Below are 26,231 nucleotides of genomic sequence, written 5' to 3' on the forward strand. Positions count from 1 at the left end.
GCGCCTCATCTCTCCCGAAACTGCGGGATCACCTGCGCGGCCACCAAATGCGCTCACCCAGCAGCCCGAACAGCGCTGGCACGACCACGGCGCGCACGACCAGTGTGTCGACCACCACTCCGACCCCGACGATCAGCCCCAGCTGCCCGAGCGTGACCAGGGGCAGTACTCCGAGCGCCGCGAAGACTGCTGCGAGCACGATCCCTGCACTGGTGATGACGGCGCCGGTGTGCGCGACGGCCTGCACCATGCCTCCACGCGTGCCGTGGGTCTCGGCTTCAACGCGGGCACGATGCACGAGGAAGATCGTGTAATCGATCCCGAGCGCGACAAGGAAGAGGAATGCCAGCAGTGGCACCTGCAGGTCGAGCGCTGGCTGATCGAACAGCACCCTGCTCAGCCAGGCGCCAGCGCCGATCGCTGCGACGGCGCTGGTCAGATTGACCAACAGCAGCACCAAGGGTGCGACCAGAGATCGCAGCAGGACGAGAAGCACGATGAAACTCACGGCAAGCACCAGCGGCGCGATGAGGAGAAGATCCCGCTCGTTTCCTGCCCTGGCATCCAGGTCTGTCGCGATCGCACCGCCCACCAAAGCGTCGGCATCCGGCACGCCGTGGGCCACCGTCCGCAGCTCGGTCACGAGATCAAGACTCTCGGCAGTCCCCGGTGCAAACTCACCGGTGACCATGATCTGTGTGAGTGTGCCGTCGTCGGTCTCACCGATCGGATGCGCGCGCAGCACGCCGTCGACATCGGCCATGACGCCCACCACCTCGTCTGCGTGTGAGCTGTCGGCGACGACGAAGATCGGCTGCGACTCTCCGGGCGGGAAATGGTCAGCGAGCACCTCGAGCCCGGCCGCTGATTCGGATTCCCCTCGAAACTTTTCGACCTGATTGAGACCGACCGATGTTCCGAGGAGTCCGGTGGCCATGATGGCCAGTAGGGCGAGGCCGCTCACCAGACTCACCACCGGCCGCCGCATCACGCGCGTCGCGATGCGGTGCCAGACCGTTTCGCGCGTGGCACCAGCACCCGGCTTCGGCGTGAAGGGCCAGAACACCTTACGCCCGCACAGCGCCAGCAGCGGAGGCAGCGCAAACAGCACCGCGGCGAGCGCGATCAGCAGACCAACGGCAGACGACACACCGAGCCCGCGCGTGCCGGGGATCACCGCGAGTGCGAGCGTCAACAACGCCAGAACGACGGTGATGTTGGATGCCACGATCGCTGGCACTGTCTTACGCCAGGCCTCGCTCAGCGCCTGGCGGTGATCCTCGTGCACGGCAAGCTCTTCCCGGTACCGCGAGATCAGCAGCAGCGCGTAGTTGGTACCGGCACCGAACACGAGCACGCTGATGATGCCGGCATCGAACTGCAGATCGAGCAGCGCACCAACGGCGCCGGTGACCTTCCCGGCGAGCTGATCGGCGAACGCGACCACGGTAAGCGGGAGGAGCCAGAGGATGGGGGAGCGGTAGGTGAAGATCAGCAGAAGTGCGACGATGATGATCGTCACCGCCAGCAGCGTGAAGTCGGCGCCATCGAAGGCCGAAGTGATGTCGGCGCCGAAGGCCGGGCCGCCGGTGACCTGCAGAGTGATTCCGTCTGGTGCGACGCCCTCGAGCGATTCGCGCAAGTCTTTGACGATGAGGGCCGTCTCAGCATTGTCGGCGCCGACAGTGATCGGAGTGACGATCACCGCCGCCTCTCCGTCATCGCTCACGCTAGGGCCGGACGATGTCAGTCCGGTGTGCTCATTGAGTACGGGAACGACCTTCTCCAGCGCCTGAATGTCGGAATCGGTCAGGACCGCAGCATCCGTTCGCGAAGCGACCACCAGAACCGACTGCTCATCAGCGTTCGGAAACTCGTCCAGCAGCGCGCTCACGCGGGAGGATTCCGAGTCAGCGGGCGCCGATTCGTTCCCGGATGGGGCATCGATCCGGGAAGACAGACCGAACAGCGCGGTGAACACGATCAGCACGACGCCCAGTGAGATCCAAGCGCCCCGCCGTGAAGTGAGCCGGTCGGAGAAGCGCACGCGAGTAGTTGTCATGCCTCAAGCTCACTAACCAGTCCGCAAACCGACATCGCTCAAAAGGTGGAGACAGCTTCGTCGATATAACTTCCGAGGCGTCGCGCGTCAACCCCGTCGGCCTATCTCGATATCCGTGTGACAGTCGACCATATGGATCATCTGATCCCCGACGATGATCCCCGACGAAAGGAACGGATCAATGGGTGTTGGAGACAAGGCGAAGCACACCGCTGAAGACATGGCCGGTCACATGAAGGAAGCCGCTGGCAAGCTCACCGACAACGAGAAGCTCGAAGCGGAGGGCAAGGCTGACCAGGCCAAGGCCGACATCAAGAAGGCCGGCGACAACGTCAAAGACGCCTTCAATAAGTAGAAGACGCCTTCAAGAAGTAGTTCGACTGGGCAGCGCCATCGATGCGGCGCTGCCCAGCGATGCTGGCCGGATGATGCTCAGCTCACAGCCTGGACGACGCCGCTGATGATCACCGCGAACACGGTTGTCCAGCCGATGATCGCAATGGCCTGCCAGATGAGGATGCGCACCTTGCCGACGCCGACGGCGGCGAGCATGGTCGCCGTGAACTGGGTCGGCAGCAGCAGCGGGCCGAGCAGGCTCACACCGGGAACCCCGTAGCGCTCCAGCGCCCGCAGGAACTTCTGGCGACGTGCGGCCTTGCGCGAATTGTCGTCTTCGATCGGAAGGCTGTCTGCTGCGGCATCCAGATCGACGGTGCCGCCGGATCCGGCGAGCACGCTGGCACGGCGACGATTGACCACTGCGGTGCGTGCACCCGAGCTGAGCAGCACGAGCAGAGCGACGGTGAGGAAGTTTCCGGCGATCGCCGCGATCGCGGCGATGACCGGGTGAATGCCGCCCAGGATGCCGATGCTCACGGCGCCTTCACCCTCGATGAAGGGGATCGCGCCGGCTGCAGCGACGATGACTGGCTGAAGGAACTCGGGCACCTGGCCGATCAGGTTCTGGAAGATCTCGATGAGGTTCATGATTGCTCCTGTCGTTTCGCACCGGGGGTTGGTGTGAAACCAGTCCATCGCTTCGCATCGATTGCCGGAAGTGCCGTTCTGTCACCTCTAGCCGGGCGCTCTGCACGACTGACGGGTGACAAGTGTCACGGCCGTAGTGTTGAACCATGAGCACTAGGTCCAACCCGGCGCCAGCCGGTTCATCGGCTGTGGCAGAGCGCAGCTCATTGCGGCTTGCACGCGGTGTATCGGCCACCTGGTGGTACACGGTCGCGGCGCTCCTCTTCTTCGAACTGGGAGTCGTGCTCAGCACGATTTTGGTAGTTGCTGCGAACGTTGCCACACCGCCACTCGCGATCGTTGCCCTCGTGGGCGGCGGTCTGGTGTGGCTGGCGTCGACCGTGTCGCTGCTGATCGACTATCGCCACCGCACGGATGCTGCACCACTGGTGCTGTGGCGCAGGCAGCTGTTGCCGCTGCTGCTCCCCGTGGCCTATGGTCTCACCGCTGGCGCCCTCTCCGGGCTGTGGATCGTGGGTGCGCTGCCACTCTTGCAGTCGCTCATGCTTCTCAACTGGCAGTCGGGCGTTCGGATTCGAGCATTGCTCGCCGCCACTGCCCTACTCTTCGGACTCGCCGTGATCGACGCGAATGCGACCGACCTTGCGGCCGCGGCGACGGGCTGGGGACCGCTCATCTCGCTCTCCGTATTCCTGCCCTCAATGTCCGTCGCTTCGCTGTGGTGGTGGGACGTGCTGGTGCGGCTCGACCGGGCACGAGCCTCTGAGAGTCGCCTCGCCGCAACCCAGGAACGTCTGCGGGTGGCGACTGACGTGCACGACCTCCAGGGTCACCACCTGCAGGTGGTCGCGCTCCAGCTCGAACTGGCGGAGCGCCTGCTGACGAAAGACGCAGACGCCGCACTGGAGCAGCTGCGCGCGGCGCGAACCAGTGTGGCCGAAGCCCAGCAGGGCACACGCGACCTCGCGCTGCGATTCCGCTCAGTGCCGCTGCGGGACGAGATTGCCAACGCCGTCGATCTGCTGCAGGCGGCGGGTACGGCAGCGGAAGCGCGCGTGGATGCGGATGCGGATCGCGCGCCGGCATCCGTTCTGGGGCCCGTCATCCGTGAGACGACGACCAATGTCCTCCGCCATGGCGGCGGGAAGTGGGCGCGGTTGTCTCTGACTCGGCAGGCGGAGTCCTGGCGCTACGAGATCTCGAACGACGCGGCATCCGACACCTCCGCGAGCGACGATGGATCCGGGCTGGACGGTATCGGCCGTCGCGCAGCGGAGTTCGGCGGATCCGTCGAAGTGCAGCGGGGCAAGAACGAGTTCACGGTCGTCGTGACCGTGCCCGTAGTGGCCGATGTGACCGATCCGGGGGAGCAGCGATGATCCGCGTGCTGATTGCCGATGATGAGGCGATGATCCGCTCCGCCCTGGCGGCGCTGCTGCGGCTCGAGGATGACATCGACGTGGTCGCAGAGTGTGCTGACGGCGATCAGGCGGTCGTCATGGCCGAGAAGCTGCAGCCCGACATCTGCCTGCTCGATCTGGATATGCCGGGACTCGACGGTGTCGAGGTCGCCGAACGGTTGCGCCGCACGCTGCCGGCGACGCGCTGTGTAGTGGTGACGCGGCATGCGCGTCCCGGCGTACTGCGGCGAGCGCTGGCATCCGGAGTCGCCGGCTTCCTGCCGAAGTCTCGCGGCGCGAACGAGGTGGCCGAGGTGATCCGTCGGGTTGCTGCGGGCGGGCGCTATGTCGATCCAGAGGTCGCCGCCGACGCGCTGAGCGACGAAAGGAGCCCTCTGACCGATCGTGAGCTCGATGTGCTGCGCGCGGGACGACGCGGTGAGACGACCGGACAGATCGCGCGCTCACTGCTACTCGCGCCTGGAACCGTGCGCAATCACATCTCGGCAGTGCTCGCAAAGCTCCACGTCGCCACTCGCCAGCAGGCGGTGCTGGTGGCGGAAGAGCGCGGCTGGATCTGACTCGAATGTTCGGACTCTTCGGATCGATGTGGCGCCCGATGCGCCACCGACGCCGCGGCGTAGTCGAATTGAAGTGGCTCACTGCCCGCTCGTACACGACGAAGTGGTACCCGCAGGGCATCGACTTCGGCACCTGGCAGGGGCGGCGAACCCTCGCCGTGAGCTGGTTCCGCAAAGACAAGACGGGTCAGCATCTCGCGTCGCGAGTGACATTCATCGACTTGGAGCGCTCGCGGCACCTCGATGTGGCCCTCACGATCGAGGGTGATGACGGCGAACTCCTGCCCGCGAAAATCCATGCCGGTGGCCTCGCCTGGTTCGGTGATCGGCTGTTCGTCGCCGCCACCGGGCAGGGGATATGGGAGTTCGATCTCAGCGACACCCACAAGCTGAGGGGAGCGGCAGCGCGGCGAGTGGTGGGAGCACGACGACGAGGCTTCGGCGCGGTGGCGTTGGCTGCGGTCCGAACCCACGTGCATTCTGTGCCCCTGCGGTGTTCGTTTCTGGGTCGAGTGTTCGACACCGACGGCACTTCGCTTCCTCGCGTGCTCATCGGCGAATACCGCGGCGACACGCTCGGACGCATCGGCGAGTTCACGATTCCGGACGACGTCGACGGCTCCTTCACGCCAATCGACGAAAGCTCTCCGCAGATTCCATGCATGCAGGGCGCAGTGCAGTGGGGTGCGCGGCGGTTCATCTCGCAGTCGCGCGGCCTGAAGCCCGGTGCACTGTGGGACGGAGACGGCGCACAGCCGCAACGCAGTGACGTACCGCTGCCAATCGGCTGCGAGGATCTCGCCCTAGACCCGGAAGAGCGGATGCTGTGGTCGCTGGGCGAGCATCCATGGCGACGCGTCGTGCGCGGCATCCCGTTCGCCCGACTTGACCTGTGATGCGCCTCAAAGGCTACGAGCGTTGCGGCTCGCGCTGAGGGATCTCCTGCGTGAGGGAGAGGATGACTGCGCTGCATACGAGCCGGCGCAGCTGTGACGGGTCAGGGTCGGGGACACTGTTGGCCAACGCCCCGTTGTGAGCTGCCACGACGGCTCGAGTGAATAGGTCCGCCGGCACCGTCGGGGCGAGGCCGAGCTGCGAGAGGGCTCCTACGAGAACCGGTTGCAAGGCGCTGAGGAATTCGCGTTCGTGCTCCAGGAACTGGCTGGCGAGAGTGAAGTCGTACTGGGCGTCGGAGGCGAAGTTGATCCTGATCCGGAGCCATTCCAGATCGAACGTCATCGCCTCGACCACATCCTCCACCGCGTCCTTCGTCGACATCGGCTTTCGGGCGACGACGCGGCCAACCGCAGCCGTCAGTCGGGTGAGGACATCCGCCTGATGCTCGGCGTAAATGCTGAACACCAACTCGTCGAGCGAGGCGAAGTTGGAATAGAACGCACCCCTCGTGTAGCCGGCTCGTCCGGTGACGGCGTCGACGGTCACGGCCGATACTCCGCCCTCGAGCAGGAGTCCGCTGGTCGCTTCGAGAAGTCGTCGCCTGGTCTCTGATCGCCTGCGGGGTACCCGGTCAGCCGGCAGTGTCAGTGTCGCCACGGGCGCTCCTCCTCTTCCTGATCAAGGTACAACCCCTTTTCAATACGAAGTGTATTGAGTACAGTCTGAATTCAAAGCACTGTCGACGCAAGAGGATCGGGAGACACGATGGACGCAGACGTCATCATCATCGGGGGTGGCCTTGCGGGCCTGGTCGCCAGCAACGAGCTCGTGCGGGCGGGCAAGAAAGTGCTGATCCTTGATCAGGAGAATGCCGCGAACCTGGGCGGGCAGGCCTTCTGGTCGTTCGGCGGCATCTTCATGGTCGACACCCCGATGCAGCGACATCTGAGAGTGCGCGACTCGTTCGAGCTGGCCTGGCAGGACTGGCAGGGTTCAGCGGGTTGGGATCGTCTGGACGGTGAGCACCCCGAGGACGAATGGGCCGCCCAGTGGGGTCGGGCCTACGTCGAGTTCGCCGCGGACGACAAGCGGGCGTGGCTCGAGGAGCAGGGCGTGAAGTTCACGCCGCTGGTCGGGTGGGCGGAGCGCGGAGCGCTGACCGCTCGAGGTCACGGCAACTCCGTCCCCCGATTCCATGTGCCCTGGGGAACGGGAACGGGCATCTCCGAGCCCTTCGCGAACAAGGCCAGAGCAGCATCCGACGCGGGGCACGTGGCGTTCCACTTCCGCCATCGCGTGGACGAGTTGATCTTCGACGACGGTGTGGTGACCGGCGTGCGCGGCACCGTGCTCGCGCCGGACACTGCCCGCCGCGGTGCGCCATCGAACCGCGACCCGCTCGGCGAATTCGAGTTCCGCGCGCAAGCGGTCGTCATCGCCAGCGGCGGCATCGGCGGCAATCATGAGCAAGTGCGGAAGTGGTGGCCGGAGAGCCTCGGTACGCCTCCGCGGAAAATGATCACCGGCGTGCCGGAATACGTGGACGGACGGATGCTCGACATCGCCACCGAGCAGGGAGTGCGCCTGGTCAACAGAGACCGAATGTGGCATTACACCGAGGGGGTGCAGAACTGGAACCCGATCTGGCCAGACCACGCGATCCGCATCCTCCCCGGACCATCCTCATTCTGGCTGGACGCACGTGGCAGGCGGCTCCCGGCACCGGGTTTGCCGGGCTATGACACCCTCGGCACGTTGAAGATCCTCCGCACGACGCCGGATATCGCCGAGTACGACTACTCGTGGTTCATCCTCGACCAGACGATCATCAAGAAGGAGTTCGCTCTCTCCGGCTCTGAGCAGAATCCTGACATCACCAACCGCGATCTCGGCCTGCTGCTCCGCAGTCGGCTGGGCGGCTCCGCACCGGGCCCGGTCGAGGCCTTCAAAGACCACGGCGCCGACTTCGTTGTCGCCGACACGCTCTCCGAGCTGGTGCGCGGCATGAACGAGATGACGGGAGACGGCCTTCTCGATCTGGGAGAGATCGAGAAGCAGATCACGGCCCGCGACAACGAGATCGTCAATCCGTACTCGAAGGATGCGCAGACGATGGGGATACAGAACAGCCGTCGCTACCTCGGTGACAAGCTCACTCGCACCGTGAAGCCGCACCGAATCCTCGACCCTTCGCACGGCCCCCTCATCGCCGTGCGGCTCTGGATCGTTACTCGGAAGACTCTCGGTGGCATCCAGACCGACCTCAGCGGCCGAGCTCTCGATGCAGCCGGGCAGCCGATCAGCGGCCTGTACGCCGCGGGTGAGGCAGCGGGCTTCGGCGGCGGCGGCGCGCACGGCTACAACGCGTTGGAAGGCACCTTCCTCGGCGGATGCATCTTCACCGGCCGCACCGTCGGCCGCGCCCTGGGCAAGGCGCTATGAGCGGCGACGGCAAGCTGAAGCTCGGCGGAGGTAAGAGCGTCCCCACGATCATCAGCGAGATGATGCGAACGCCGAACATCGACCAGTGGGATGCGTCCGCCGAACCGCTGGCCCCGCCGGCAGCGAAAGGCGAAGTCCGCGCGGTGTTTCTCGGCGTATCCACTGTGCTGCTCCGGGACGACACCACGGCGATCCTCACCGACGGCTACTTCTCCCGACCGGGCCTCCTCCGCTTTTCCTTCGGCAAGGTCCGACCAGACCAGCGGCGCATCAAGGCCGCCCTGCGTCGCGCTGACATCGACCGACTCGATGCGGTGTTCGTCGTCCACTCCCACGTCGATCACGCCCTCGACTCTGCGACGGTCGCGCAGAAGACCGGCGCCTGGCTCATCGGATCGGAGTCAACGCGGCAGATCTCCCGCGGAGTCGATTTTCCTCAGGAACGCTTCATGACAGCACACCATGACCAGCCGGTCCGGTTCGGCACGTTCACGCTCACGGCGGTGCACGCAGCCCACAGTCCCGACGACCTCGTCCCTGGCGAGATCACGACACCGATCACTCCCCCCGCCAAAACAGTGGCGTACCGCACCGGGGAGTGCTACTCCCTTTTCGCCGAGCATCAGCGCGGAACAGTCCTCATCCACGCGAGCGCAGCGTACATTCCCGGTGCCCTCGCGGGGCGGCATGCAGACACCGTCTACCTCGGCATCGGCGCGCTGGGCACGCAGTCCGACGAGTTCCGAGAGGCGTACTGGCGGGAGACCGTGGAAGCCGTTGGGGCTCGGCGCGTGATCCCCATCCACTGGGACAACTTCACACGCAGGCTCGATCGCCCCCTGCGGCCCCTGCCCGCGCCGTTCGACAACGTCGCGAAGTCGCTCGAATGGCTCGAGAAGCGGGCTCGCAGCGCTGGCGTCACCTTTGCGATGCCCCGCCTCGGACACGAGGTCGACCCGTGGCCGGAGTCGCAATAGCGACGCGTACGGTTGGAGAATAGGGCTGGATCTGACCGGTCACAGCGGTGGCTCTTCCAGATGGATTCGGGAGCTCCCACGATGGCGGCGTCCGCTCACACCGAGCAGTACGAGGGCGATGACGATCGGGATGTAGACGAACGCATCCTGCGCCGTGAACATCTCCCCCAGCAGAAGTGCCGCGCCCAGCAGCAGCACAGGCTCGAGATATGACAGCAGGCCGAACAAAGACAGCGGAAGCAGGCGTGAGGCGAGGATATAGAGGGTCATCGCCACACCGCTGAGCGATGCCATCAGCAGCATCCAGGGCCAGGACGCGGGGATGCTTCGCGATGGATCGGACGCGTACGAGATGATGATCACCACGACAGCCGGCACGATGAGCACGACGATCTCGATCAGGAACACCTGCATCGAATCGAGACCAGTCCAGCGGCGAAGAGCGAAGTAGATCGGGTAGAGGCCGGCAATGATGGCGACCGGCCAGTTCACGCCTCCGGCGATCAGCAACTGAGCGAGTACACCGACGCCGGCTGCCGCCACCGCGAGCCACTGCAGAATGCTCAGCCGGTCGTGGAAGAACACGCGTCCCACGACGACCATCACCAGCGGCAGCAGGAAGTAGCCAAAGGCGATGTCCTGCGCGTGCCCGTTGGCTGGTCCCCACATGAACACCCACAGTTGCAGCGCCATGATGCCGCTGGAGACGAGAACGATCAGTATCAGCTTCGGGCTGCGCGTGATGCGCGCGGTCACGGTTTTCAGCTCGGTGCGGGCCCTCGAGGAGGCGTGCACCGCAAGGAGTGGGATCAGGATGAACAGCACGCGCCAGGCCGTCGTCTCCTCGGGTGTGAAGCCGTCGAGATGGCCACCCAGCAGGCTGATCACACCGAACAGTACGGATGCCAGCAGGGATGCCGCGACGCCGCGACCGGCCGCCGAGGAGAAAACAGAACGAGAGATGAGGCACTCCGTCGAATAAGGAGAGGTGTGCTGCAAATCTAGTCGCCTGGTCGCTAGCAACCGGAGTTGACAGATAATTCTAAGCAACATAGGTTGACAGCATGGAATCCACAGCCATCGCGGCCATCGCCGCCGATCTCAGCGATCCCCGGGCAGGTCTGCGTGCGGTGTCGTCTCTGCGCGTTCTCGCCGACACGCTCGAGCTCAAACAGGTCGAGGCCGCGCTGCGGGCGGGCATGAGTTGGCAGGAGATCGCCGATGCACTCGGTGTGAGCCGACAGGCCGTGCACAAGAAGTATGCCAAACGCGTCGATCCGACGATCCCCGTCCCGAGGAGGAACTCATGAGTCGCTTCCTTACCGCCGCCGCGACCATGCAGACGTTGAGCGCCACCGCCATGGAGGAGGCATCACGCGAGGGGCGCCGCGAGGCCGACCTCGAACATCTCCTGCTCGCGCTGATGCTCAGCGAACAGAAGGCCGGTCAGGTGCTGCGTGGACTCGGCATCACGCTGGATGCTGCGCGCGAAGCCACACGAGAACAGCACGCCGCGCAACTGCGGTCACTCGGTGTCTCCATCGAGCAGAACGAGCCCGGTCGCATCACGTTCCACGAGACCGCGGGGTACGAGTGGAGCGAGCGAGCATTGGGCGTCATGACCCGCGCTGGCGAGGGCCGGCGCGCAGGAGACGCGGCCGCGATTCTGCGCGAGCTGCTGACAGAGCCGAGCGGGCTGATCGCCGGCATCCTTGAACGAATGGGGACGACACCGGCCGCGGTGACTGAACGACTCGATGATGCCGAACGGATTCCGCAGCATCCGACGTCGTCGAAGAACATGGTGCAGGGGCGATTCGAGGCCTTCGTCCCCGCATCCATTGCCGATGTCTGGGCACTCGTATCGAATGCTGAGCGGATGCCGGAGTGGGATCCGCAGTCGGGAACCGTCGAGGTGGAAACCTCGGGCACCTGGATCGTCCATTCACGCACCACGTACCCGGATGGTAAGTCTGCCAAGGTCAAGGAGCCGTTTCGGCGGCGGCGAATCACGCAGGCCGTCGCACTGGAGCCGACGTCGGTGGTCTGGCTACTCGAGTTCCCCGACGCCCCTCAGCCGATTTCCCGCACGCTTTCGATCGAGCTCTCACCCGCTGCGGGCGGCACCCAAGTCACTCTCACCTCGTCTTGGCAGCGCCGCACCGGCTGGCGTCACGTGGTCGGCTTCCTGCTGCGCCCACTGCAACGCTTCTTCGTGTGGTTGCAACTCTTCCAGACCGGGGGCGCGATCAGCCGGGTGTTCCGCTGAACCTGACGAGAAACGAAAAAGCCCCTCACCTGGATCCTAAGACCTGGTGAAGGGCTGTTTCATTCGCGTGCGCGAGGGGGGACTTGAACCCCCACGCCCGTAAGGACACTGGCACCTGAAGCCAGCGCGTCTACCATTCCGCCACTCGCGCGAACGTCTCATTCCGAAGAACTCAACTTGAAGAGGATATCACGCAGAATCCCTCTCCCTGAACTCGCCGAGGCCACCCCGCTCACGCTCTGCACCGGTGAGAATGGTCCTGCAGCATCAGACAGGTGCGGCCAAGTCCTGTCCCGTGCAGGAAAGCCATTCTCGACCGCAGCTTGCCCGCAGCTTGACCGGAGTTCGACCGGCACAACGCCGATTGCGACGCCCCGCAGGCGCATATCCAGGTCACCTGGCTACGATGTGTCTACCGGTCCGCAATGCCAGAGGAGCCCAGTGGGACTACTTGACAGCTTTGAGAAGGGTCTTGAGCGCGCCGTGAACGGTGCATTCGCCAAGACCTTCCGCAGCGGCATCCAACCGGTGGAGATCGCCTCGGCCATCCGTCGCGAAGCCGACATCAAAGCCGCTGTCGTCAGCCGCGAGCGCATCATCGCCCCGAACGGCTACGCCGTGCGCCTCAGCGCAGACGACTATCAGCGGATGCACGCACTCGGCGGCGCCCTGACAGACGAGCTGCACGCACTCATCAACACGCACGCGAAAGCGCAGGGCTACAGCTTCGCTGGCCCCGTCTCCATCACACTCGAAATCGATGACAAGGTCGCCACCGGCACAGTACGTGTGGACTCCGGCACCGTCGAAGGCCGCGTCAGCTGGCAGGCCGTCGTCGACGTCGACGGACGCCGCCACACTCTCACTCACGCACGCAGCGTCATCGGGCGCGGCAGCGACGCCGACATCACAATCGCGGATGCCGGATCCAGCCGCAAGCACGTCGAGATCCTGTGGGACGGTGAGCGCGCCATGATGCGCGATCTCGGCTCCACCAACGGCACGAAGGTCAATGGTGACAAGGTGCGCGAAGCGCCACTACCCACCGACACGACCATCACGATCGGTCGCACCGACCTCGTGTTTCGGATTGTCCCCGTGACGGCTGATCACACGTCGGGGGTGAATCGATGACCGACGTCCCTGAACTGACGCTCCTGCTGTTGCGCATCGGATTCCTGGTGCTCTTGTGGTTCTTCGTGTTCGGCGTCATCTATTCGCTGCGCGCCGACCTGTTCGGCGTGAAGGTGCGAAAGCTTCCGGCCGAGGCAGCGGTCGCCGCCGCGACACCCACCCCCGCGCCGTCACAGGCCGCCTCATCCGCACTGACGCAGGCTCTGACACCGGCCGTGAAGCCGCAGGCCGCCCCGCGTACGAGCGGAGCAGCCACCACGAGCACCGTGTCCAAACTCGTGATCACCTCTGGGCCGAAGGCAGGACTCGAGCTTCCGCTCGGCACCCAGCCGATGACGATCGGCCGCTCCAGCGAATCCGGTCTCGTCATCCGCGACGATTACACCTCCAGCCACCACGCCCGCCTTCTGCTGCGTGGCGACAGCTGGATCATTCAGGATCTCGACTCTACGAACGGCACCTTCCTCGCCGGCGCACGCGTCAGCGGGGCTCCGGCACCGATCAGCATCGGTGACGCCATCAAGGTGGGCGCCACGACCTTCGAGCTGCGAGCCTGACGCGGGCATGGTCTTCGAAGGATCGAGTGCTGCGATCTCCCACACCGGGAAGGTCCGCTCTAACAACCAAGACTCCGGCTATTCCGGCGACAACCTGTTCGCTGTCGCCGACGGCATGGGCGGCCACGCGGGAGGGGATGTCGCATCCAGCATCGCCATCCAGCGTTTGGAACGCCTCGACCAGGCCTTCGATTCCACAGATGACGCGCAAGCATCCCTCCAGGCTGCGGTTACGACGGCCGCAGGCGATCTCATCCGCGCGGCCAAGGAGCGCCCCGAGCTCGCCGGTCTCGGCACCACGGTCAGCGCGATCATCATGGTCGACGACCACGCCGTCATCGGTCACATCGGCGACTCGCGCATCTACCTCTACCGCGATGACGAGTTGACGCAGATCACCGCCGACCACACCTTCGTCCAGCGCCTGGTCGACTCAGGCCGCATCACTCCTGAAGAGGCCCGGTATCACCCGCGCCGTTCGGTGCTGATGCGCGTGCTCAGCGACATGGACCATGACCCGGAGCTCGATCTCTTCGTCATGCCCACACTCCCCGGCGACCGTTGGCTGCTCTGCTCCGACGGCCTCACCGGTGTCGTCGACGACCCGCACATCCTCAAAGCCATGCGTCTGGGCCTGCCCCCTGGCCGCACCGCTGACAATCTGCTCAAGCAGGCACTCGACGGCGGCGCGCCGGACAATGTGACGATCGTGCTGGTCGAGGTGGGTGGTGCGCATCCGCTCTCCTCCGGCCCCGCCACCATCGTCGGAGCGGCATCCAACCCCTCCGGTGTGCTCATCCCTGCCGCACGCACCGGCCGCGCAAACTGGCTGCACCCGGTGCGTCAAGCCGCAAACGAGCCCTCGCACTTCGAGCCGGCCGCCGACTACCTCGAAGAGCTCATCGAGGAGGATCGCCGCCGTGCAAAGCGCCGCCGCATCGGCTGGATCGCTGCGCTCGTCGTCGTGATCCTCGCACTCACCGGCGCAGGTTTCCTCGCGTACGGCTGGACTCAGACGCGATATTTCATCGGCGCCGACGAAGACAGCGTCGTGATCTTCCAGGGGGTGCAGCAGAACATCGGCCCGATCCCACTGTCGACCGAGATCGAAGACACCGACATCCTGCTCGCCGATCTGCCGCCGTACCAGCGTTCCTCGGTGGAGCGCACGATCAACGCGCGTTCGCTCGCCGATGCCATGGCGATCGTTGACCGCCTGCAGGCTGGAGCAGAAGAGGTCACCGGCGAGACCACCATGCCCAGGCCCACGCCAACACCCACGCTGACGCCCACCCCCGCTCCCACCCCGGCCTCCACTGACGCTGTCGAAGGGGAGGGCGCCGAATGAGCACCGACGTCGCCACCGATACCGCGGTCATCAAGGCGCTGCGCCGGATGCGGATGCCGCAGACCCAGCGCAACCGCGAGTTCTGGCTGCTGCTGTTCGCCTGCGCTCTGAGCGGCGCGGCACTCACGCTCGTGCAGTTGGGCGCGCTTGGGGCCATCGACCCGTTCATCCTGTTCATCGGCGGGGGCCTGGCAGTGCTCGCCTTCGCTCTGCACTTCGTGCTGCGGTTCGTGGCATCCGATGCCGACCCCTTCGTGCTGCCCATCGCCACCCTGCTGACCGGCCTGGGCATCTCGATGATCTATCGACTTGACATCGCCGAGCACCTCACCGGGTGGGCGGCATACTCGACGAAGCAGCTGGTCTGGACGGCGATCTCACTCGCTGGCGCCATCGCGATCGTCATCCTGCTGCGCAACTATCGCGTCCTGTTCCGGTTCACCTACGTGTTCGGCCTCGTCGGAATCCTGTTGCTGCTGCTGCCGTTCGTTCCCGGCCTTGGCGTCAGCGACGCGGGAGCGGATGTCTGGGTCTCGCTCGGTGGGCTCTTCTCGTTCCAGCCCGGCGAGATCGCCAAGATCTGCCTGGCCATCTTCTTCGCCGGTTATCTGGTGCGTACCCGCGAGAGCCTCACCTCGGTCGGAAAGTCGTTCCTCGGCATGACGTGGCCTCGGATGCGAGAGCTCGGCCCCGTCATCATCGTTTGGGTCATCTCCCTCGGCATCATTGTCGTGCAGCGCGACCTCGGAACCGGAATGTTGATCTTCGGCATGTTCATCGCCATGCTGTACGTCGCCACCGGCAAGACGAGCTGGGTGCTGATCGGCCTCGCGATGGTTGCCGCAGGAGTGCTCGCCGCGACCCAGATCCTCGAGTACGTGCGCGGCCGTTTCACGAACTGGCTGTTCGCCTTCGATCCAGACATCGTCGACCCGGAGGGCCCCGGATACCAGCTCGTGCAGGGCATCTACGGGCTCGCGCACGGTGGCCTGCTTGGCACGGGTCTTGGTCAGGGCCGCCCCGACATCACCCCGCTCGCGCAGAGTGACTACATCATCCCCAGCCTCGGCGAAGAGCTCGGGCTGATCGGCCTGTTCGCGATCCTCTGCCTGTACATGGTTTTCGTCAGCCGCGGCGTGCGCATCGGTATCGCCGGGCAGGACGACTTCGGCAAGCTTCTCGCCATCGGTCTTTCCTTCACGATCGCCCTGCAGGTATTCATCATGGTCGGCGGCGTCACCCGTGTCATCCCGCTCACCGGTCTCACGACGCCGTTCCTCGCAGCCGGCGGGTCATCGCTGGTCGCGAACTGGCTCATCGTGGCACTGTTGCTGCGTATCTCTGACGGCGTGCGCCGCCAGCCCAGGGTGGTGATCGGCTGATGACTAAAGAACTCAGGCGTCTCAGCATCGTCATGCTGTTCATGTTCCTCGCGCTGTTCGCGTCGACCAGCTGGATCCAGGTGGTCGCCGCTGAGAACCTCGCTCAGTCTGACCGCAACACGCGCACCCTGCTGGACAGCTATGAGATCCAGCGCGGGTCGATCATTGCCGATGGCTCGCCGATCGCGTACTCGGTGCCATCCGAAGACGAGTACCAGTATCAGCGCGTGTACACCGACTCTGAGATCTGGTCGAGCGTTACCGGCTACTTCAACCCGGCGTTGCAGTCATCGACGGGCATCGAAAACGCGTTGAACACAGATCTTTCCGGCACCGGCGGGGGCGCATTCTTCGCGGAGATCGAGCGGATCGTCTCCGGCCAGCCGCAACGTGGGTTCAGCGTCGAACTGACTTTGGATGCCGCGGCGCAGCAGGCCGCATACGAAGGGCTTGGCGATCTGCAAGGCGCCGTCGTGGCCATCGAGCCTTCGACGGGCCGAATCCTCGCCATGGTGTCGAGCCCCGGCTTCGACGCGAACCAGCTTGCCGTGCACAGCGGTAGCCAGGCTGAAGCCGCCTACGACGCTCTTGACGCGCTGAAGCCGAACCCGCTGCAGAACCGTGCCATCGGTGAGCTCAACCCGCCTGGGTCCACGTTCAAGGTGCTCGTTGCGGCCGCTGCATACGCCACCGGCGACTGGACGTCGCAGTCGACGCTGCCCAACCCGGCCCGCTACACGCTGCCTGGTTCCACGAATCAGGTGTCGAATGCCTGGAACGGCACGTGCGGATCCGGCGAGACCGTGACGATCGCAGAGGCGCTCCGCCTGAGCTGCAACATCCCGATGGCGGAGCTCGCTGTCGCGATCGGTGACCAGGCGATCCTCGAGACCGCCGAGAAGTTCGGCTTCAATCAGAGCTTCGATACGCCTCTGACATCCGCCGTCTCCAAGTACCCGCGCGGCCTGGACGACGCTCAGACTGCCCTGACCGGATTCGGTCAGGGAGAGGTCACGTCAACGCCGTTGCAGGTCGCGATGATCTCGGCCGGCCTTGCTAACGATGGAGTGGTGATGAACCCTCGCCTGGTGGATGCAGTGATCGGCAACGATCTCTCGGTGATCCGCGAATATGAGAGCACGGAGTTCGATCGCGCTGTGGATGCTGATGTCGCCGATGAGGTCACCGAGTCAATGGTGGCGAGCGTCGCGAATGGCGCGGCGACGGGTGCAAGAATAGACGGTATCGACGTCGCCGGTAAAACGGGGACGGCCGAGCACAACCCCGACGATCCGTACACGTTATGGTTCACCGGTTTCGCACCTGCGGACGACCCGCAGGTTGCGGTGGCGGTCGTTGTCGAAAACGGCGGCGGAATGGGACAGTCGGGATCCGGTGACACGCTCGCCGCCCCGATCGCGAAGATGGTCATAGAGGCGGTGCTTTACAAATGAGGCCGACGCAGGGTGTGTCGTTCGGTGGTCGATACGAGCTTCAGTCGCGTATCGCAATCGGCGGTATGGGCGAGGTGTGGGAGGCGACCGATCATGTCATCGGACGCATCGTCGCCATCAAGATCCTCAAGGACGAGTACATGGGGGATCCGGGCTTCCTCGAGCGCTTCCGCGCTGAGGCCCGGCACGCCGCACTCGTCAACCATGAGGGCATCGCCAGTGTCTTCGACTACGGCGAGGAGAACGGCAGTGCCTTCCTCGTCATGGAACTCGTACCAGGCGAGGCGCTGTCCACGCTTCTCGAGCGCGACGGCGCGCTGAGCGCCGACAAGACGCTCGACATCGTCGCGCAGACGGCGTCCGCGCTGCAGGCTGCGCACGCCGCCGGTCTCGTGCATCGCGACATCAAGCCCGGAAACCTGCTGATCACCCCGGATGGCCGGGTGAAGATCACTGACTTCGGCATCGCCCGCATCGCTGACCAGGTGCCGCTGACGGCGACCGGTCAGGTCATGGGTACTGTGCAGTATCTGTCGCCTGAGCAAGCGTCAGGGCACCCGGCATCTCCTGCGACCGACACGTATTCGCTGGGAATCGTCGCGTACGAGTGCCTGGCAGGCAAGCGCCCGTTCACTGGCGAGTCGCAGGTCGCGATCGCGATGGCACAGATCAACGAGCAGCCCCCGCCGCTGCCGCCGACGGTGCCGATCCCGGTGCAGAACCTCGTCATGGCGATGATCGCGAAGAAGCCGGCCGACCGGCCTTCTTCGTCGGCAACGGTCGCACGTGCAGCGCAGGCCCTCCGCCGCGGCGATTTGAATTCCGCAGCGATCGCCGTCCCTGCTATCGCTTCCGGCGGTGTCGCAAATGATGACGCGACGCGCCTGCTCACGGCAAACGGCGATGACGGCGCCACGCGCATCCTCCCGACTACAGCGCAGCTGCCCGCCGGCAGCAGCGCCGATGAAGAGGATCGTCCGAAGAAGAAGCGCAGCCCGTGGACGTGGCCGCTGATCGCGCTGATCGCGCTGCTCGCGATCGTGCTGGGTGCCACCGTCTATGGACTGATGAACCCGAATGACCCCACCCCGATCGATACACCCACGTCAGCTCCGCCGACGACACCGCCGCCGCCCACGCCCACTCCGACGCCCGAGCCGACGCGCGTCAACGTCGACTCGCTGGGCCTGAACGGTCAGACGTGCGAAGCGGCTACGGCGATTCTCAATGAGAACGGCTTCACCCTCGTCAACTGCGTCCCCGGTAACGCGGCGGCCTCGGACGAGGAGATTGGCCAGATCTACATGGTCGAACCTGGAGGCAATGTGGCCGTCGACCAGACGATCACGCTCACCTCCTACGGGGAGCGTGCACCGCTGACGGCGCCCTCGGACGTCCCGATGATCAACGGCAACCCGTCTGAGGTCAAGGCCGGTTCGACTGTGACGATCACGTGGGGCGCAGGATTCACCTGTCCCAGCGGAACGACTGTCGACGGCTACACAGTGAATCTCACCGGCGCCACCTTCGTCGGCGGCGTAGGGCCCACATTCGGCGCAGACGTGCGCAGCGTGCAGGTTCTGGTCAGCGATGCAGAGGATGCGCAGCGGATGGTCGCCTCTTACGCCGGAATCTGCGGCGGTGGCGGCGAGCCTCGTACATCACCGAACTCGAACGATCTTTCGGTGACCATCGTCCAGCCTGAGTCGGAACCGACTCCGACACCCACGCCCGGCGCGGGCAACGGTGACAACGGCAACGGCAACAACAAGGACGACAAGAACAGCGAAGGCTGAGGGTAACCTCAGTAGATTCACGTTGTTGTCAGACCAGGGGGAGTCTTCAGTGTCCGCAGAGCCGCGCATCATTGCCGAGCGATACCGTGTGGACGAGCTCATCGGCCACGGTGGCATGGCGAAGGTCTATCGCGGTTACGACATCACGCTCGGTCGCGAAGTCGCCATCAAGATCCTTGATCCTGACCTCGCTCGCGACACGGCTTTCCGCACCCGCTTTCGGCTGGAAGCACAGGCAGCGTCACGGATGTCGCACCCTTCGGTCGTGCGCGTGTTCGATGCGGGCGATCCTGCTTCGGCCGGCGACGGTTCCGCCCCTGCGGGCTCGCCTGGCAGCGAGCCGTACATCATCATGGAGCTCGTGCAGGGACGCCAGCTGAAGGAGATCATCGCCGAAGGCCCCGTGCCCGTTGAGGATGCCCTTCGCTATGTAGACGGCATCCTCGAGGCTCTCGACTACTCGCACCGCGCTGGCGTCGTGCACCGCGACATCAAACCCGGCAACGTGATGGTCACCGAAAAGGGCCAGGTCAAGGTCATGGACTTCGGCATCGCGCGTGCGGTGTCTGACTCATCATCGACCGTCGCCGAGACCACTCAGATCATTGGCACCGCCGCATATTTCTCGCCCGAGCAGGCCAAGGGCGAGCCGGTGGATGCCCGCGCTGACCTGTATTCGACCGGCGTCGTGCTCTACGAACTTCTCACCGGCCGTCAGCCGTTCCGCGGAGAGTCGCCGGTCGCTGTCGCGTACCAGCACGTCAGCGAGACGCCGCTCGCGCCCACTGAGGTCAATGAAGACGCCCCCGGTGCCCTTGACCCGATCGTGCTGCGTGCCCTCGCGAAAGACCCGTACCAGCGCTATCCGGATGCAGCGAGCTTCCGCGCCGCGCTGGACAGTGCCGTCGCCGGCAAGGCTCCGAGCAAGAAGCAGCTCGGCGCACTCACCAGCGAGCTGTATGGATCGAGCCCTCGTCAGGCGCAGGAGACCGCACGCTCGCTTCGCCAGCTCAGCACCGACACGACGATGGCCCGCACCCAGTCTGGGCCACCGGTGGTGTGGATCTGGGCGGGCGTCGCGTTGCTGGCCGTGCTGCTCATCTCAGTTCTGCTGTGGGTGATCCTGATGCCACGCGGTGAGCAGATTCCGACCTCATCCCGCGTCGTGCCCGACCTCATCGATGTCTCTTCACAGCGCGCACAGACCGACCTCGAAGAACTCGGCTTGCTTTCCACCATCGTCACCGAAGCCAATGCTGAGATCACCGAGGGCAATGTGATCCGCACCGACCCGAAGGCCGAGCAGTCGGTCGAGGTCGGCCAGACCGTCACTGTCTATGTCTCTGCAGGCGCCGAGACCGTGATCGTTCCGAAGCTCATCGGCCTTTCACAATCGGCCGCAGTCGAGGCGTTGGAAGCAGAGGGCCTGGCTTTGGGAAACGTGAATCCCGAGAATGACGCGGAAAGCGCCGCCGAAACAGTGCTCGCCACAACCAACGTCGAGGCAGGCGACGAAGTCGCACCGGGAACGATCGTGAACCTCGTCGTCGCCAGTGGGCGAGTCACCATGCGCGATGTCACCGGCTTCACGGTAGATGCGGCCACGGCTGAGTTGGAGAACCTCAATCTCACCGCCGTGCCGACGTCGATCGGCGAGTGTGGAGAGTTGGAAGCCCCGGGAATAGTGCTGTCGCTGTCACTCGCACCCGGCGATGTTCCCGTGCATTCCGAGGTCGAACTGCGCTACTGCGAGTGATCCGAGGGCAGCGGCGTCAACCCCGCCGATTCCCGTCGCGCGTCGTACGCCAACCCGGCCGCTGACGCGACCTCGCTCAACCAGTTCGCCAACAGCCGATAGCCGTGCTGGGTGAGCACGCTCTCCGGATGGAACTGCACGCCTCGAATCGGCAGCTCACGATGCGTGAGCGCCATGACCGTCCCCGACGTCGTGCGTGCCGTGACGACGAGCTCTGGTGCCAGCTCGGCCTCCGGCAGTGCCAGCGAGTGATAGCGGCCCACGTCGAAGGGTGAAGGGATGCCGTCGAACAGAGCCGACCCGTCGTGGCTGATCGACGAGAGCATGCCGTGCATGAGTTCCGGTGCTTCAGCGATTTCAGTGGCAAAGGCTGCGCCGATCGCCTGATGTCCGAGACAGACCCCCAGCATTGGCATCCGTCTCTCGGCCGCGAGGCGGACAATGTCGACCGAAGCTCCCGCATCCCGTGGCCTGCCTGGACCAGGCGAGAGCAGCACGCCATCGAAATCAGGCAAGATGCGGGCGAAGCCCGCTGCCGTCTCGGCATCAGCCTCGATCATCTCGGTGTCGGCACCGAGCTCACGCAGGTAGCCGACAAGCGTGTGTACGAAGCTGTCGTGGTTGTCCACGACGAGCACGCGCACGCTCACTCCAGGTCGACCTCGCCCGGGGTGATGAGCGGGCTCACCCACGGGAAGACGTAGAAGAAGAGTCCATAGAGGATGGCGGCGGCCCCAACGAGCAGGATCAGCACCCGCAGCCACCACGGGCCGGGCAGGATGCGCCAGATTGCTGCGTACATCAGATCTTCCTCACCACGACGGGGCCGCCACTTCGTCAACGGATGCCAGGGATTCCGGTGCACCCTCGGCGCGAGGCTGGAAGCCCTCAAAAACGGAATAGCCGATGATGCGCTCGGCGAGCGAGTACAGCGGTGAACAGGCGGTGAGTGTCAGGTAGCGCTCTCCGGTGACGGCACCCGGCACCTGGGGAACATCCTCGAGCACATCGATCTCGCTCGGCTGAACGTACTCGAGTGTGCGGAAGCGGTAGGTGTACCAGCCTTCCTGCGTCTCGACCACGATGGCGTCATTCAGACGCAGCTTGTCCATGCGGTTCAGCGGGAAGCCCCAGGTCGTGCGGTGGCCGGCGACGGAGAAGTTGCCCACCTGCCCCGGCATCACTGACTGGTCGTATACACCGATCCAGCCGTTGTCGAGGGTGACCGAACGGCTGGTACCACCGGCAATTTGAACGTTGTAGTCATCACCGAAACGCGGCACGCGCATCTGTGCGAGATATTCGCCGTGGCCCGGATGCTCCAGCACAGGAGGCTCGTACCAGGTCTCACCGGTGTTTTCGTCTTCGACGACGGGAGGGGGCTCCGGAACAGGAAGCTGCTCCCACTCCCGCGTGATCGCCTGACCTGCGCTGTTGCCCTGAGCACTGAGGATGATGTCGCCGATCCACATCTGCCAGGCGACGAACAGCAAGACGACGACTCCCGCTGTCAGCAGAAGTTCGCCGAGCACGCTGGTGAAGGTGGCGCGTGGGCGACTCCGCTGCCGACGCTGACGCCGCGTCATCGGCACGGCGGAGGCAGTCATAGGGGCGATCCTAACGCGCGCGAGTGAAGGCCAGCCTGAGAACACTGCAAAGACTGCCGTCTTGGGTAGAATGACCGCATGGCACGAGAGCGTAAGAGCGAAGAACCCGTTGTTGAGCGCGCGGAAGGCGAGCAGGCCCCGAACGCCGTGTGGTTCAAGCCGGTGATGCTGGGCTTCATGCTGCTGGGGCTGGCGTGGATCCTCGTGTTCTACATCTCCGGGATGCAGTTCCCCATTCCCGGTATCGATTCGTGGAATCTTGCCATCGGCCTCGGCATCGCGCTGATCGGCTTCCTCATGACCACGCGCTGGCGCTGAGCCTCGCATCCACTCTTGTGAACGCCCCCTCTCTTGAGGGGGCGTTTTTCGTGGGTAGGCCGGCCCGAAAGTTATCCCCAAAGTTATCCACAGCCTGGGGAGAATTACACGGTTGTTATTCACAGGGGTGGAGAACCCTGTTAACAACTTTTGATCAGGTCAGAATCAGCCGCGGAAGGGTGAAGACGGCTACCAGCAACAGCACCGCAACTGCGATCAGCAGCAGAATCTGCCAGTGCCGCTGCGAGCGCTTGCGAGTGCGCAAGACGATGAGTCCGACCAGCGCACCGACGACGGCGCCGCCGAGGTGCGCCTGCCAGGCAATGTTGAAGCCCGGCACGAATCCGATCACGAGGTTGATGCCGAGCAGCACGAACAGTCCGGTCATGTTGGCGCCGATGTGCAATCCGATGACAAGCAGCGCACCGAACAGCGCGAAGACAGCGCCGGATGCACCGACGGTAACGCTTCCGGGCGCGATGATGCCGACGGCGACAGAGCCGCCGAGCGCTCCGAGCACATAGAGGGTGAGGAATCGCCAGCGACCGAGCATGGGCTCAAGGCTGCGACCGAGCATCCAGAGCGCGAGCATGTTCAGGGCGATGTGCCAGATGCCGCTGTGGACGAGGGCCGCGGTGAGCAGGCGCCACGGCTGGAAGGGGTAGCCCGAAAGATCAGGGAGCAGATAGCCGATCCAGAATCGGAACAGCCCGCTGATGTCCAGGCCTGGCACGAGCTGCAGCAGACCGACGAATGCGGTGACCGCGATGATGCCGTAGGTCATCATCGGCTTGCCGGACTGAACGGCGGCCATCGATACCGTGGAACGGCGACCCCACTGCCGTTGAGCGCGCTTCTGCGCGGGGGTGCGGTTGGTGCGCTGCTCTTTCATGCACTCGGGGCAGATGACCCCGACCGCCGCCTGAGTCTGACACTCGGGGCAGACAGTGCGCATGCAGCGTTGGCAGAGCACGAAGCTCTGCCGATCCGGATGGCGATAGCAGTAGTTTTCGCGATTTCTCGTGAACTCAGGTGTAGTCATCCGGATCGGCCAGAGCTGACGTGATCAGACGGCGACGATGTCGACCGACTGCAGGACGACGTCTTCGATCGGGCGGTCACCGGCTGCGGTGGGAACTGCGGCGATTGCGTCGACGATCTTCCTGGAAGCGTCATCGGCAACCTCGCCGAAGATTGTGTGCTTGCCCTGCAGCCACGGGGTCGGGTCGGTGGTGATGAAGAACTGCGAGCCGTTCGTGCCCTCAGCCTTCCCGGTGATCGGGTTACGACGAAGGCCAGCGTTCGCCATCGCGAGGATGTAGGGCTCGCTGAAGTTGAGGTCCATGTTGATCTCGTCGTCGAAGTTGTATCCGGGGCCGCCGACGCCCTGGCCGAGCGGGTCGCCGCCCTGGATCATGAAGTTCGGGATGATGCGGTGGAAGATGACGTCCTTGTAGAGCGCGCCCTCGCCGGGCTGGTTGGTGGCGGGGTCAGTCCAGTCCTGGGTTCCGTCGGAGAGACCGACGAAGTTCTTGACGGTCTTCGGAGCGTGGTCGCCGAAGAGATTGACCACGATATCGCCGCGGTTGGTGTGCAGAGTTGCAACGTGAGAGTGCTGAGCCATGACCCTATTCTCGCAGAGCTTCATATGAGATGGTCGATTCTCTCCCCTCATCCAGACTCGTCTGGCAAGATGGGGAGCCCCGTACTCCAACTCGGCAGGAGAACATTGTGAGCCTCACCCGCAAGCGCAAGAAAGAACTGCGCCGTTTGCAGAACGACGCTACGGAACTCTGGGAATCCCAGCAGGTTCTCGTTGGTCATGCAGCAGACGTCGCCCGCGAGGCCGGTCGCCAGCTCGGTAATGTCGGTCGCGAGCAGGTTCTCCCCGTCGTGCACGACACCTACAACCGACGCGTTGCGCCGACCGTCAACCGCGGGATCAAGATTGGCCGTCAGGTCGTGGATGACAAGGTCGTCCCGATCGTCGGCGGCGTCGTTGGCACCGCGCTGTCGGCATGGGATGTCGCGAACGCGAAGCGTCAGGGCCTGTCGTTCTCGCACCAGCCCGCAGCTCCCGTGAAGAGCGGCCCCGGTCTTGGATCGGTCATCGCCATCATCCTCGGCGTCGCTGCCGCTGCCGGCGTGCTCTACGCCGCATGGCAGGCGCTGCGCACCGACGACGAGCTCTGGGTTGCTGACGACCCGCTTTCCGCACCAGACGCGTGAGTTCGCCTGACCCGCATTCACGGGTGAGGGATGCCGCGGCGGCGCGCGGTCTCGACATCGAGATCCGCGAGCGACCTGAGGCGAACAGCCTGCACGAAGCTGCAGCGCTGCTCGGCATCGACCCGTCAGGCATCGTCAAGACGCTGGTTGTGAAGCGTGCAGACGACACATACCTGTTCGCGCTGGTGCCGGGTGGACGCTCAATTTCGTGGCCGAAGTTGCGCGCCCTGGTGGGCGTGAACAAGCTGCGCCTGCCCGAGTCCGAGCTCGCCTTGGCCGCGACCGGGTACGAGCGCGGCACCATCGTGCCGATCGGCAGCTCTACCGACTGGCCGGTGTACGCCGATGAGTCGATCGTCGGACAGCAGGTTGCAATGGGTGCTGGCGCGCACGGTTACAGCCTGTTCGTGGACGCCGATGCGCTGATCGCCGCCTACGGTGCGACGGTCGCCGACATCACGGTGCCCGAGCAACCGCGAGGCTGAGCGCTCCGTCCGAGAATCAGGGTTTCCCGGGTTTCGGGTTTCCTGGTCAGATGACCTCGGCCATGCGCAGGGCGATGTCGACGAGTTTGACGCGCTGCAGCTCAGCGACGGCGGGTGTGGTGAACCAGCCGGCCATATCGGTCGAGCCGTCTTCCTCAAAGCGCAACTTGCCGCCGGAAATCTTCGCTCGATAGACGATGCGCAGCGTATGCAGCGGGACGGCGGCCTTCTTCACTCGACGTCCGGCCGGAATGACGCGGGAGTGCACACCGAGCAGTTCCTGCACGTGGACTGTGTAGCCGGTCTCTTCACGGACCTCTCGGCGCACCGCATCCTCTGGATCTTCACCGGGTTCGAGCCCGCCACCGGGCATCGTCCACGCGACTCGGCGACCCTCGGTCCAGCGCGCCAGCAGCACCTTTCCCTCGTCGTCGGTGACGACCGCGTATGCTGCGACCCGCAGATCCATGCACTCACCATACTGGGATGCCGAGATCGCACATGACTAGATTACATACCGCCTGGTCGGTATGATTATTGCAGAGTCGCG

General features: G+C 64.8%; 28 protein-coding genes and 1 tRNA gene. 18 read left to right on the plus strand and 11 right to left on the minus strand.

Annotated elements, in window-relative coordinates; all coding sequences use genetic code 11:
- Positions 1–28 precede the first annotated feature (28 nt).
- On the minus strand, positions 29–2,062 hold the full coding sequence (locus tag AC1C2Q_RS09155) for an MMPL family transporter (RefSeq protein ID WP_495449853.1): 2,034 nt from the start codon (positions 2,060–2,062) through the stop codon (positions 29–31).
- A gap of 181 nt (positions 2,063–2,243) precedes the next feature.
- Here AC1C2Q_RS09155 and AC1C2Q_RS09160 point away from each other — a divergent pair, with 181 nt between their 5' ends.
- Positions 2,244–2,417: a CsbD family protein gene (locus AC1C2Q_RS09160; protein WP_495430782.1), complete on the plus strand. Its 174-nt coding sequence runs from the start codon at positions 2,244–2,246 to the stop codon at positions 2,415–2,417.
- Positions 2,418–2,494: 77 nt separating this feature from the next.
- Here the strand turns inward: AC1C2Q_RS09160 and AC1C2Q_RS09165 are convergent, their stop codons facing one another.
- Positions 2,495–3,049, minus strand: a complete 555-nt coding sequence (locus tag AC1C2Q_RS09165) for a small multidrug efflux protein (RefSeq protein ID WP_495430783.1) — start codon at positions 3,047–3,049, stop codon at positions 2,495–2,497.
- 146 nt (positions 3,050–3,195) lie between these two features.
- On the opposite strand from AC1C2Q_RS09165, the gene AC1C2Q_RS09170 reads away from it, so the two are divergent.
- The 3 genes from AC1C2Q_RS09170 (at position 3,196) to AC1C2Q_RS09180 (ending at position 5,926) form a co-directional block, all read left to right on the plus strand.
- Positions 3,196–4,428 (plus strand): sensor histidine kinase, encoded by a 1,233-nt coding sequence (locus AC1C2Q_RS09170; RefSeq protein ID WP_495449854.1) that lies wholly within the window; start codon positions 3,196–3,198, stop codon positions 4,426–4,428.
- A complete protein-coding gene (locus tag AC1C2Q_RS09175; RefSeq protein WP_495430785.1) occupies positions 4,425–5,030 on the plus strand; it encodes a response regulator in 606 nt (201 codons plus the stop codon). Before AC1C2Q_RS09170 ends, AC1C2Q_RS09175 begins: the two co-directional genes overlap by 4 nt.
- A 68-nt stretch (positions 5,031–5,098) precedes the next feature.
- Entirely contained in the window at positions 5,099–5,926 is an 828-nt protein-coding gene (locus AC1C2Q_RS09180; RefSeq protein WP_495449855.1) for a hypothetical protein, read from the plus strand.
- Positions 5,927–5,939: 13 nt separating this feature from the next.
- On the opposite strand, the gene AC1C2Q_RS09185 is transcribed toward AC1C2Q_RS09180, so the two are convergent.
- Positions 5,940–6,584, minus strand: coding sequence for a TetR/AcrR family transcriptional regulator (locus AC1C2Q_RS09185; protein ID WP_495449856.1), 645 nt, complete (start codon positions 6,582–6,584; stop codon positions 5,940–5,942).
- 108 nt (positions 6,585–6,692) lie between these two features.
- On the opposite strand from AC1C2Q_RS09185, the gene AC1C2Q_RS09190 reads away from it, so the two are divergent.
- Together AC1C2Q_RS09190 and AC1C2Q_RS09195 are read left to right on the plus strand one after the other, a co-directional pair.
- Positions 6,693–8,369: an FAD-binding dehydrogenase gene (locus tag AC1C2Q_RS09190; RefSeq protein WP_495449857.1), complete on the plus strand. Its 1,677-nt coding sequence runs from the start codon at positions 6,693–6,695 to the stop codon at positions 8,367–8,369.
- Positions 8,366–9,346, plus strand: a complete 981-nt coding sequence (locus AC1C2Q_RS09195) for an MBL fold metallo-hydrolase (protein ID WP_495449858.1) — start codon at positions 8,366–8,368, stop codon at positions 9,344–9,346. The genes AC1C2Q_RS09190 and AC1C2Q_RS09195 overlap by 4 nt, the downstream gene beginning before the upstream one ends.
- Positions 9,347–9,385: 39 nt before the next feature.
- Here AC1C2Q_RS09195 and rarD read toward each other — a convergent pair whose 3' ends face one another.
- Positions 9,386–10,345: an EamA family transporter RarD gene (rarD, locus tag AC1C2Q_RS09200; RefSeq protein ID WP_495449859.1), complete on the minus strand. Its 960-nt coding sequence runs from the start codon at positions 10,343–10,345 to the stop codon at positions 9,386–9,388.
- A 65-nt stretch (positions 10,346–10,410) separates the two neighbouring features.
- On the opposite strand from rarD, the gene AC1C2Q_RS09205 reads away from it, so the two are divergent.
- Positions 10,411–10,656 (plus strand): helix-turn-helix domain-containing protein, encoded by a 246-nt coding sequence (locus tag AC1C2Q_RS09205; protein WP_495430791.1) that lies wholly within the window; start codon positions 10,411–10,413, stop codon positions 10,654–10,656.
- Complete coding sequence (locus AC1C2Q_RS09210) at positions 10,653–11,615, plus strand: SRPBCC family protein (protein WP_495449860.1); 963 nt, start codon at positions 10,653–10,655, stop codon at positions 11,613–11,615. Before AC1C2Q_RS09205 ends, AC1C2Q_RS09210 begins: the two co-directional genes overlap by 4 nt.
- A gap of 68 nt (positions 11,616–11,683) precedes the next feature.
- Here the strand turns inward: AC1C2Q_RS09210 and AC1C2Q_RS09215 are convergent.
- Positions 11,684–11,766, minus strand: a tRNA-Leu gene (locus AC1C2Q_RS09215).
- Positions 11,767–12,056: 290 nt separating this feature from the next.
- Between AC1C2Q_RS09215 and AC1C2Q_RS09220 the strand changes: the two genes are divergently transcribed.
- Genes AC1C2Q_RS09220 through pknB form a run of 7 tightly spaced genes read left to right on the plus strand, consistent with a single transcriptional unit; the run spans position 12,057 to position 21,042 of the window.
- Positions 12,057–12,749, plus strand: coding sequence for an FHA domain-containing protein (locus AC1C2Q_RS09220; protein WP_495449861.1), 693 nt, complete (start codon positions 12,057–12,059; stop codon positions 12,747–12,749).
- Positions 12,746–13,306 (plus strand): FHA domain-containing protein FhaB/FipA, encoded by a 561-nt coding sequence (locus AC1C2Q_RS09225; RefSeq protein WP_495430794.1) that lies wholly within the window; start codon positions 12,746–12,748, stop codon positions 13,304–13,306. The genes AC1C2Q_RS09220 and AC1C2Q_RS09225 overlap by 4 nt, the downstream gene beginning before the upstream one ends.
- Before the next feature lie 7 nt (positions 13,307–13,313).
- Entirely contained in the window at positions 13,314–14,654 is a 1,341-nt protein-coding gene (locus AC1C2Q_RS09230) for a PP2C family protein-serine/threonine phosphatase (RefSeq protein ID WP_495449862.1), read from the plus strand.
- Entirely contained in the window at positions 14,651–16,036 is a 1,386-nt protein-coding gene (locus AC1C2Q_RS09235; protein ID WP_495430796.1) for an FtsW/RodA/SpoVE family cell cycle protein, read from the plus strand. Before AC1C2Q_RS09230 ends, AC1C2Q_RS09235 begins: the two co-directional genes overlap by 4 nt.
- The gene (locus tag AC1C2Q_RS09240; RefSeq protein ID WP_495449863.1) at positions 16,036–17,490 is read left to right on the plus strand and encodes a peptidoglycan D,D-transpeptidase FtsI family protein; all 1,455 of its coding nucleotides are present in this window, start codon (positions 16,036–16,038) and stop codon (positions 17,488–17,490) included. The genes AC1C2Q_RS09235 and AC1C2Q_RS09240 overlap by 1 nt, the downstream gene beginning before the upstream one ends.
- Positions 17,487–19,286 carry a serine/threonine-protein kinase gene (locus AC1C2Q_RS09245; protein ID WP_495449864.1) on the plus strand — a complete coding sequence of 600 codons (1,800 nt, stop codon included), beginning with the start codon at positions 17,487–17,489 and terminating at the stop codon, positions 19,284–19,286. Before AC1C2Q_RS09240 ends, AC1C2Q_RS09245 begins: the two co-directional genes overlap by 4 nt.
- 49 nt (positions 19,287–19,335) lie before the next feature.
- Entirely contained in the window at positions 19,336–21,042 is a 1,707-nt protein-coding gene (gene pknB, locus AC1C2Q_RS09250) for a Stk1 family PASTA domain-containing Ser/Thr kinase (RefSeq protein WP_495430799.1), read from the plus strand.
- On the opposite strand, the gene AC1C2Q_RS09255 is transcribed toward pknB, so the two are convergent.
- From AC1C2Q_RS09255 to AC1C2Q_RS09265, 3 genes are read right to left on the minus strand one after another with little or no spacing between them, the layout of a single operon-like run.
- Positions 21,030–21,692, minus strand: a complete 663-nt coding sequence (locus AC1C2Q_RS09255; RefSeq protein WP_495449865.1) for an anthranilate synthase component II — start codon at positions 21,690–21,692, stop codon at positions 21,030–21,032. The two genes, pknB and AC1C2Q_RS09255, sit on opposite strands and share 13 nt — an antisense overlap.
- Positions 21,689–21,844: a hypothetical protein gene (locus AC1C2Q_RS09260; protein WP_495449866.1), complete on the minus strand. Its 156-nt coding sequence runs from the start codon at positions 21,842–21,844 to the stop codon at positions 21,689–21,691. Before AC1C2Q_RS09260 ends, AC1C2Q_RS09255 begins: the two co-directional genes overlap by 4 nt.
- A 10-nt stretch (positions 21,845–21,854) precedes the next feature.
- Entirely contained in the window at positions 21,855–22,649 is a 795-nt protein-coding gene (locus AC1C2Q_RS09265; RefSeq protein WP_495449867.1) for a class E sortase, read from the minus strand.
- A 78-nt stretch (positions 22,650–22,727) separates the two neighbouring features.
- On the opposite strand from AC1C2Q_RS09265, the gene AC1C2Q_RS09270 reads away from it, so the two are divergent.
- A complete protein-coding gene (locus AC1C2Q_RS09270) occupies positions 22,728–22,967 on the plus strand; it encodes a cell division protein CrgA (protein WP_495430803.1) in 240 nt (79 codons plus the stop codon).
- Positions 22,968–23,121: 154 nt separating this feature from the next.
- Here the strand turns inward: AC1C2Q_RS09270 and AC1C2Q_RS09275 are convergent, their stop codons facing one another.
- Positions 23,122–24,009, minus strand: a complete 888-nt coding sequence (locus AC1C2Q_RS09275; RefSeq protein WP_495449868.1) for a rhomboid family intramembrane serine protease — start codon at positions 24,007–24,009, stop codon at positions 23,122–23,124.
- Positions 24,010–24,033: 24 nt separating this feature from the next.
- Positions 24,034–24,591, minus strand: a complete 558-nt coding sequence (locus AC1C2Q_RS09280; protein WP_495430805.1) for a peptidylprolyl isomerase — start codon at positions 24,589–24,591, stop codon at positions 24,034–24,036.
- A gap of 107 nt (positions 24,592–24,698) precedes the next feature.
- On the opposite strand from AC1C2Q_RS09280, the gene AC1C2Q_RS09285 reads away from it, so the two are divergent.
- Together AC1C2Q_RS09285 and AC1C2Q_RS09290 are read left to right on the plus strand one after the other, a co-directional pair.
- Entirely contained in the window at positions 24,699–25,196 is a 498-nt protein-coding gene (locus AC1C2Q_RS09285) for a DNA helicase (RefSeq protein WP_495430806.1), read from the plus strand.
- The gene (locus AC1C2Q_RS09290; RefSeq protein WP_495449869.1) at positions 25,193–25,681 is read left to right on the plus strand and encodes an aminoacyl-tRNA deacylase; all 489 of its coding nucleotides are present in this window, start codon (positions 25,193–25,195) and stop codon (positions 25,679–25,681) included. Before AC1C2Q_RS09285 ends, AC1C2Q_RS09290 begins: the two co-directional genes overlap by 4 nt.
- A gap of 46 nt (positions 25,682–25,727) precedes the next feature.
- Here AC1C2Q_RS09290 and AC1C2Q_RS09295 read toward each other — a convergent pair whose 3' ends face one another.
- Entirely contained in the window at positions 25,728–26,150 is a 423-nt protein-coding gene (locus AC1C2Q_RS09295) for an NUDIX hydrolase (protein WP_495430808.1), read from the minus strand.
- Between the last annotated feature and the right edge of the window lie 81 nt (positions 26,151–26,231).

It is taken from the genome of Microbacterium sp. Y356 (genome assembly GCF_059445355.1).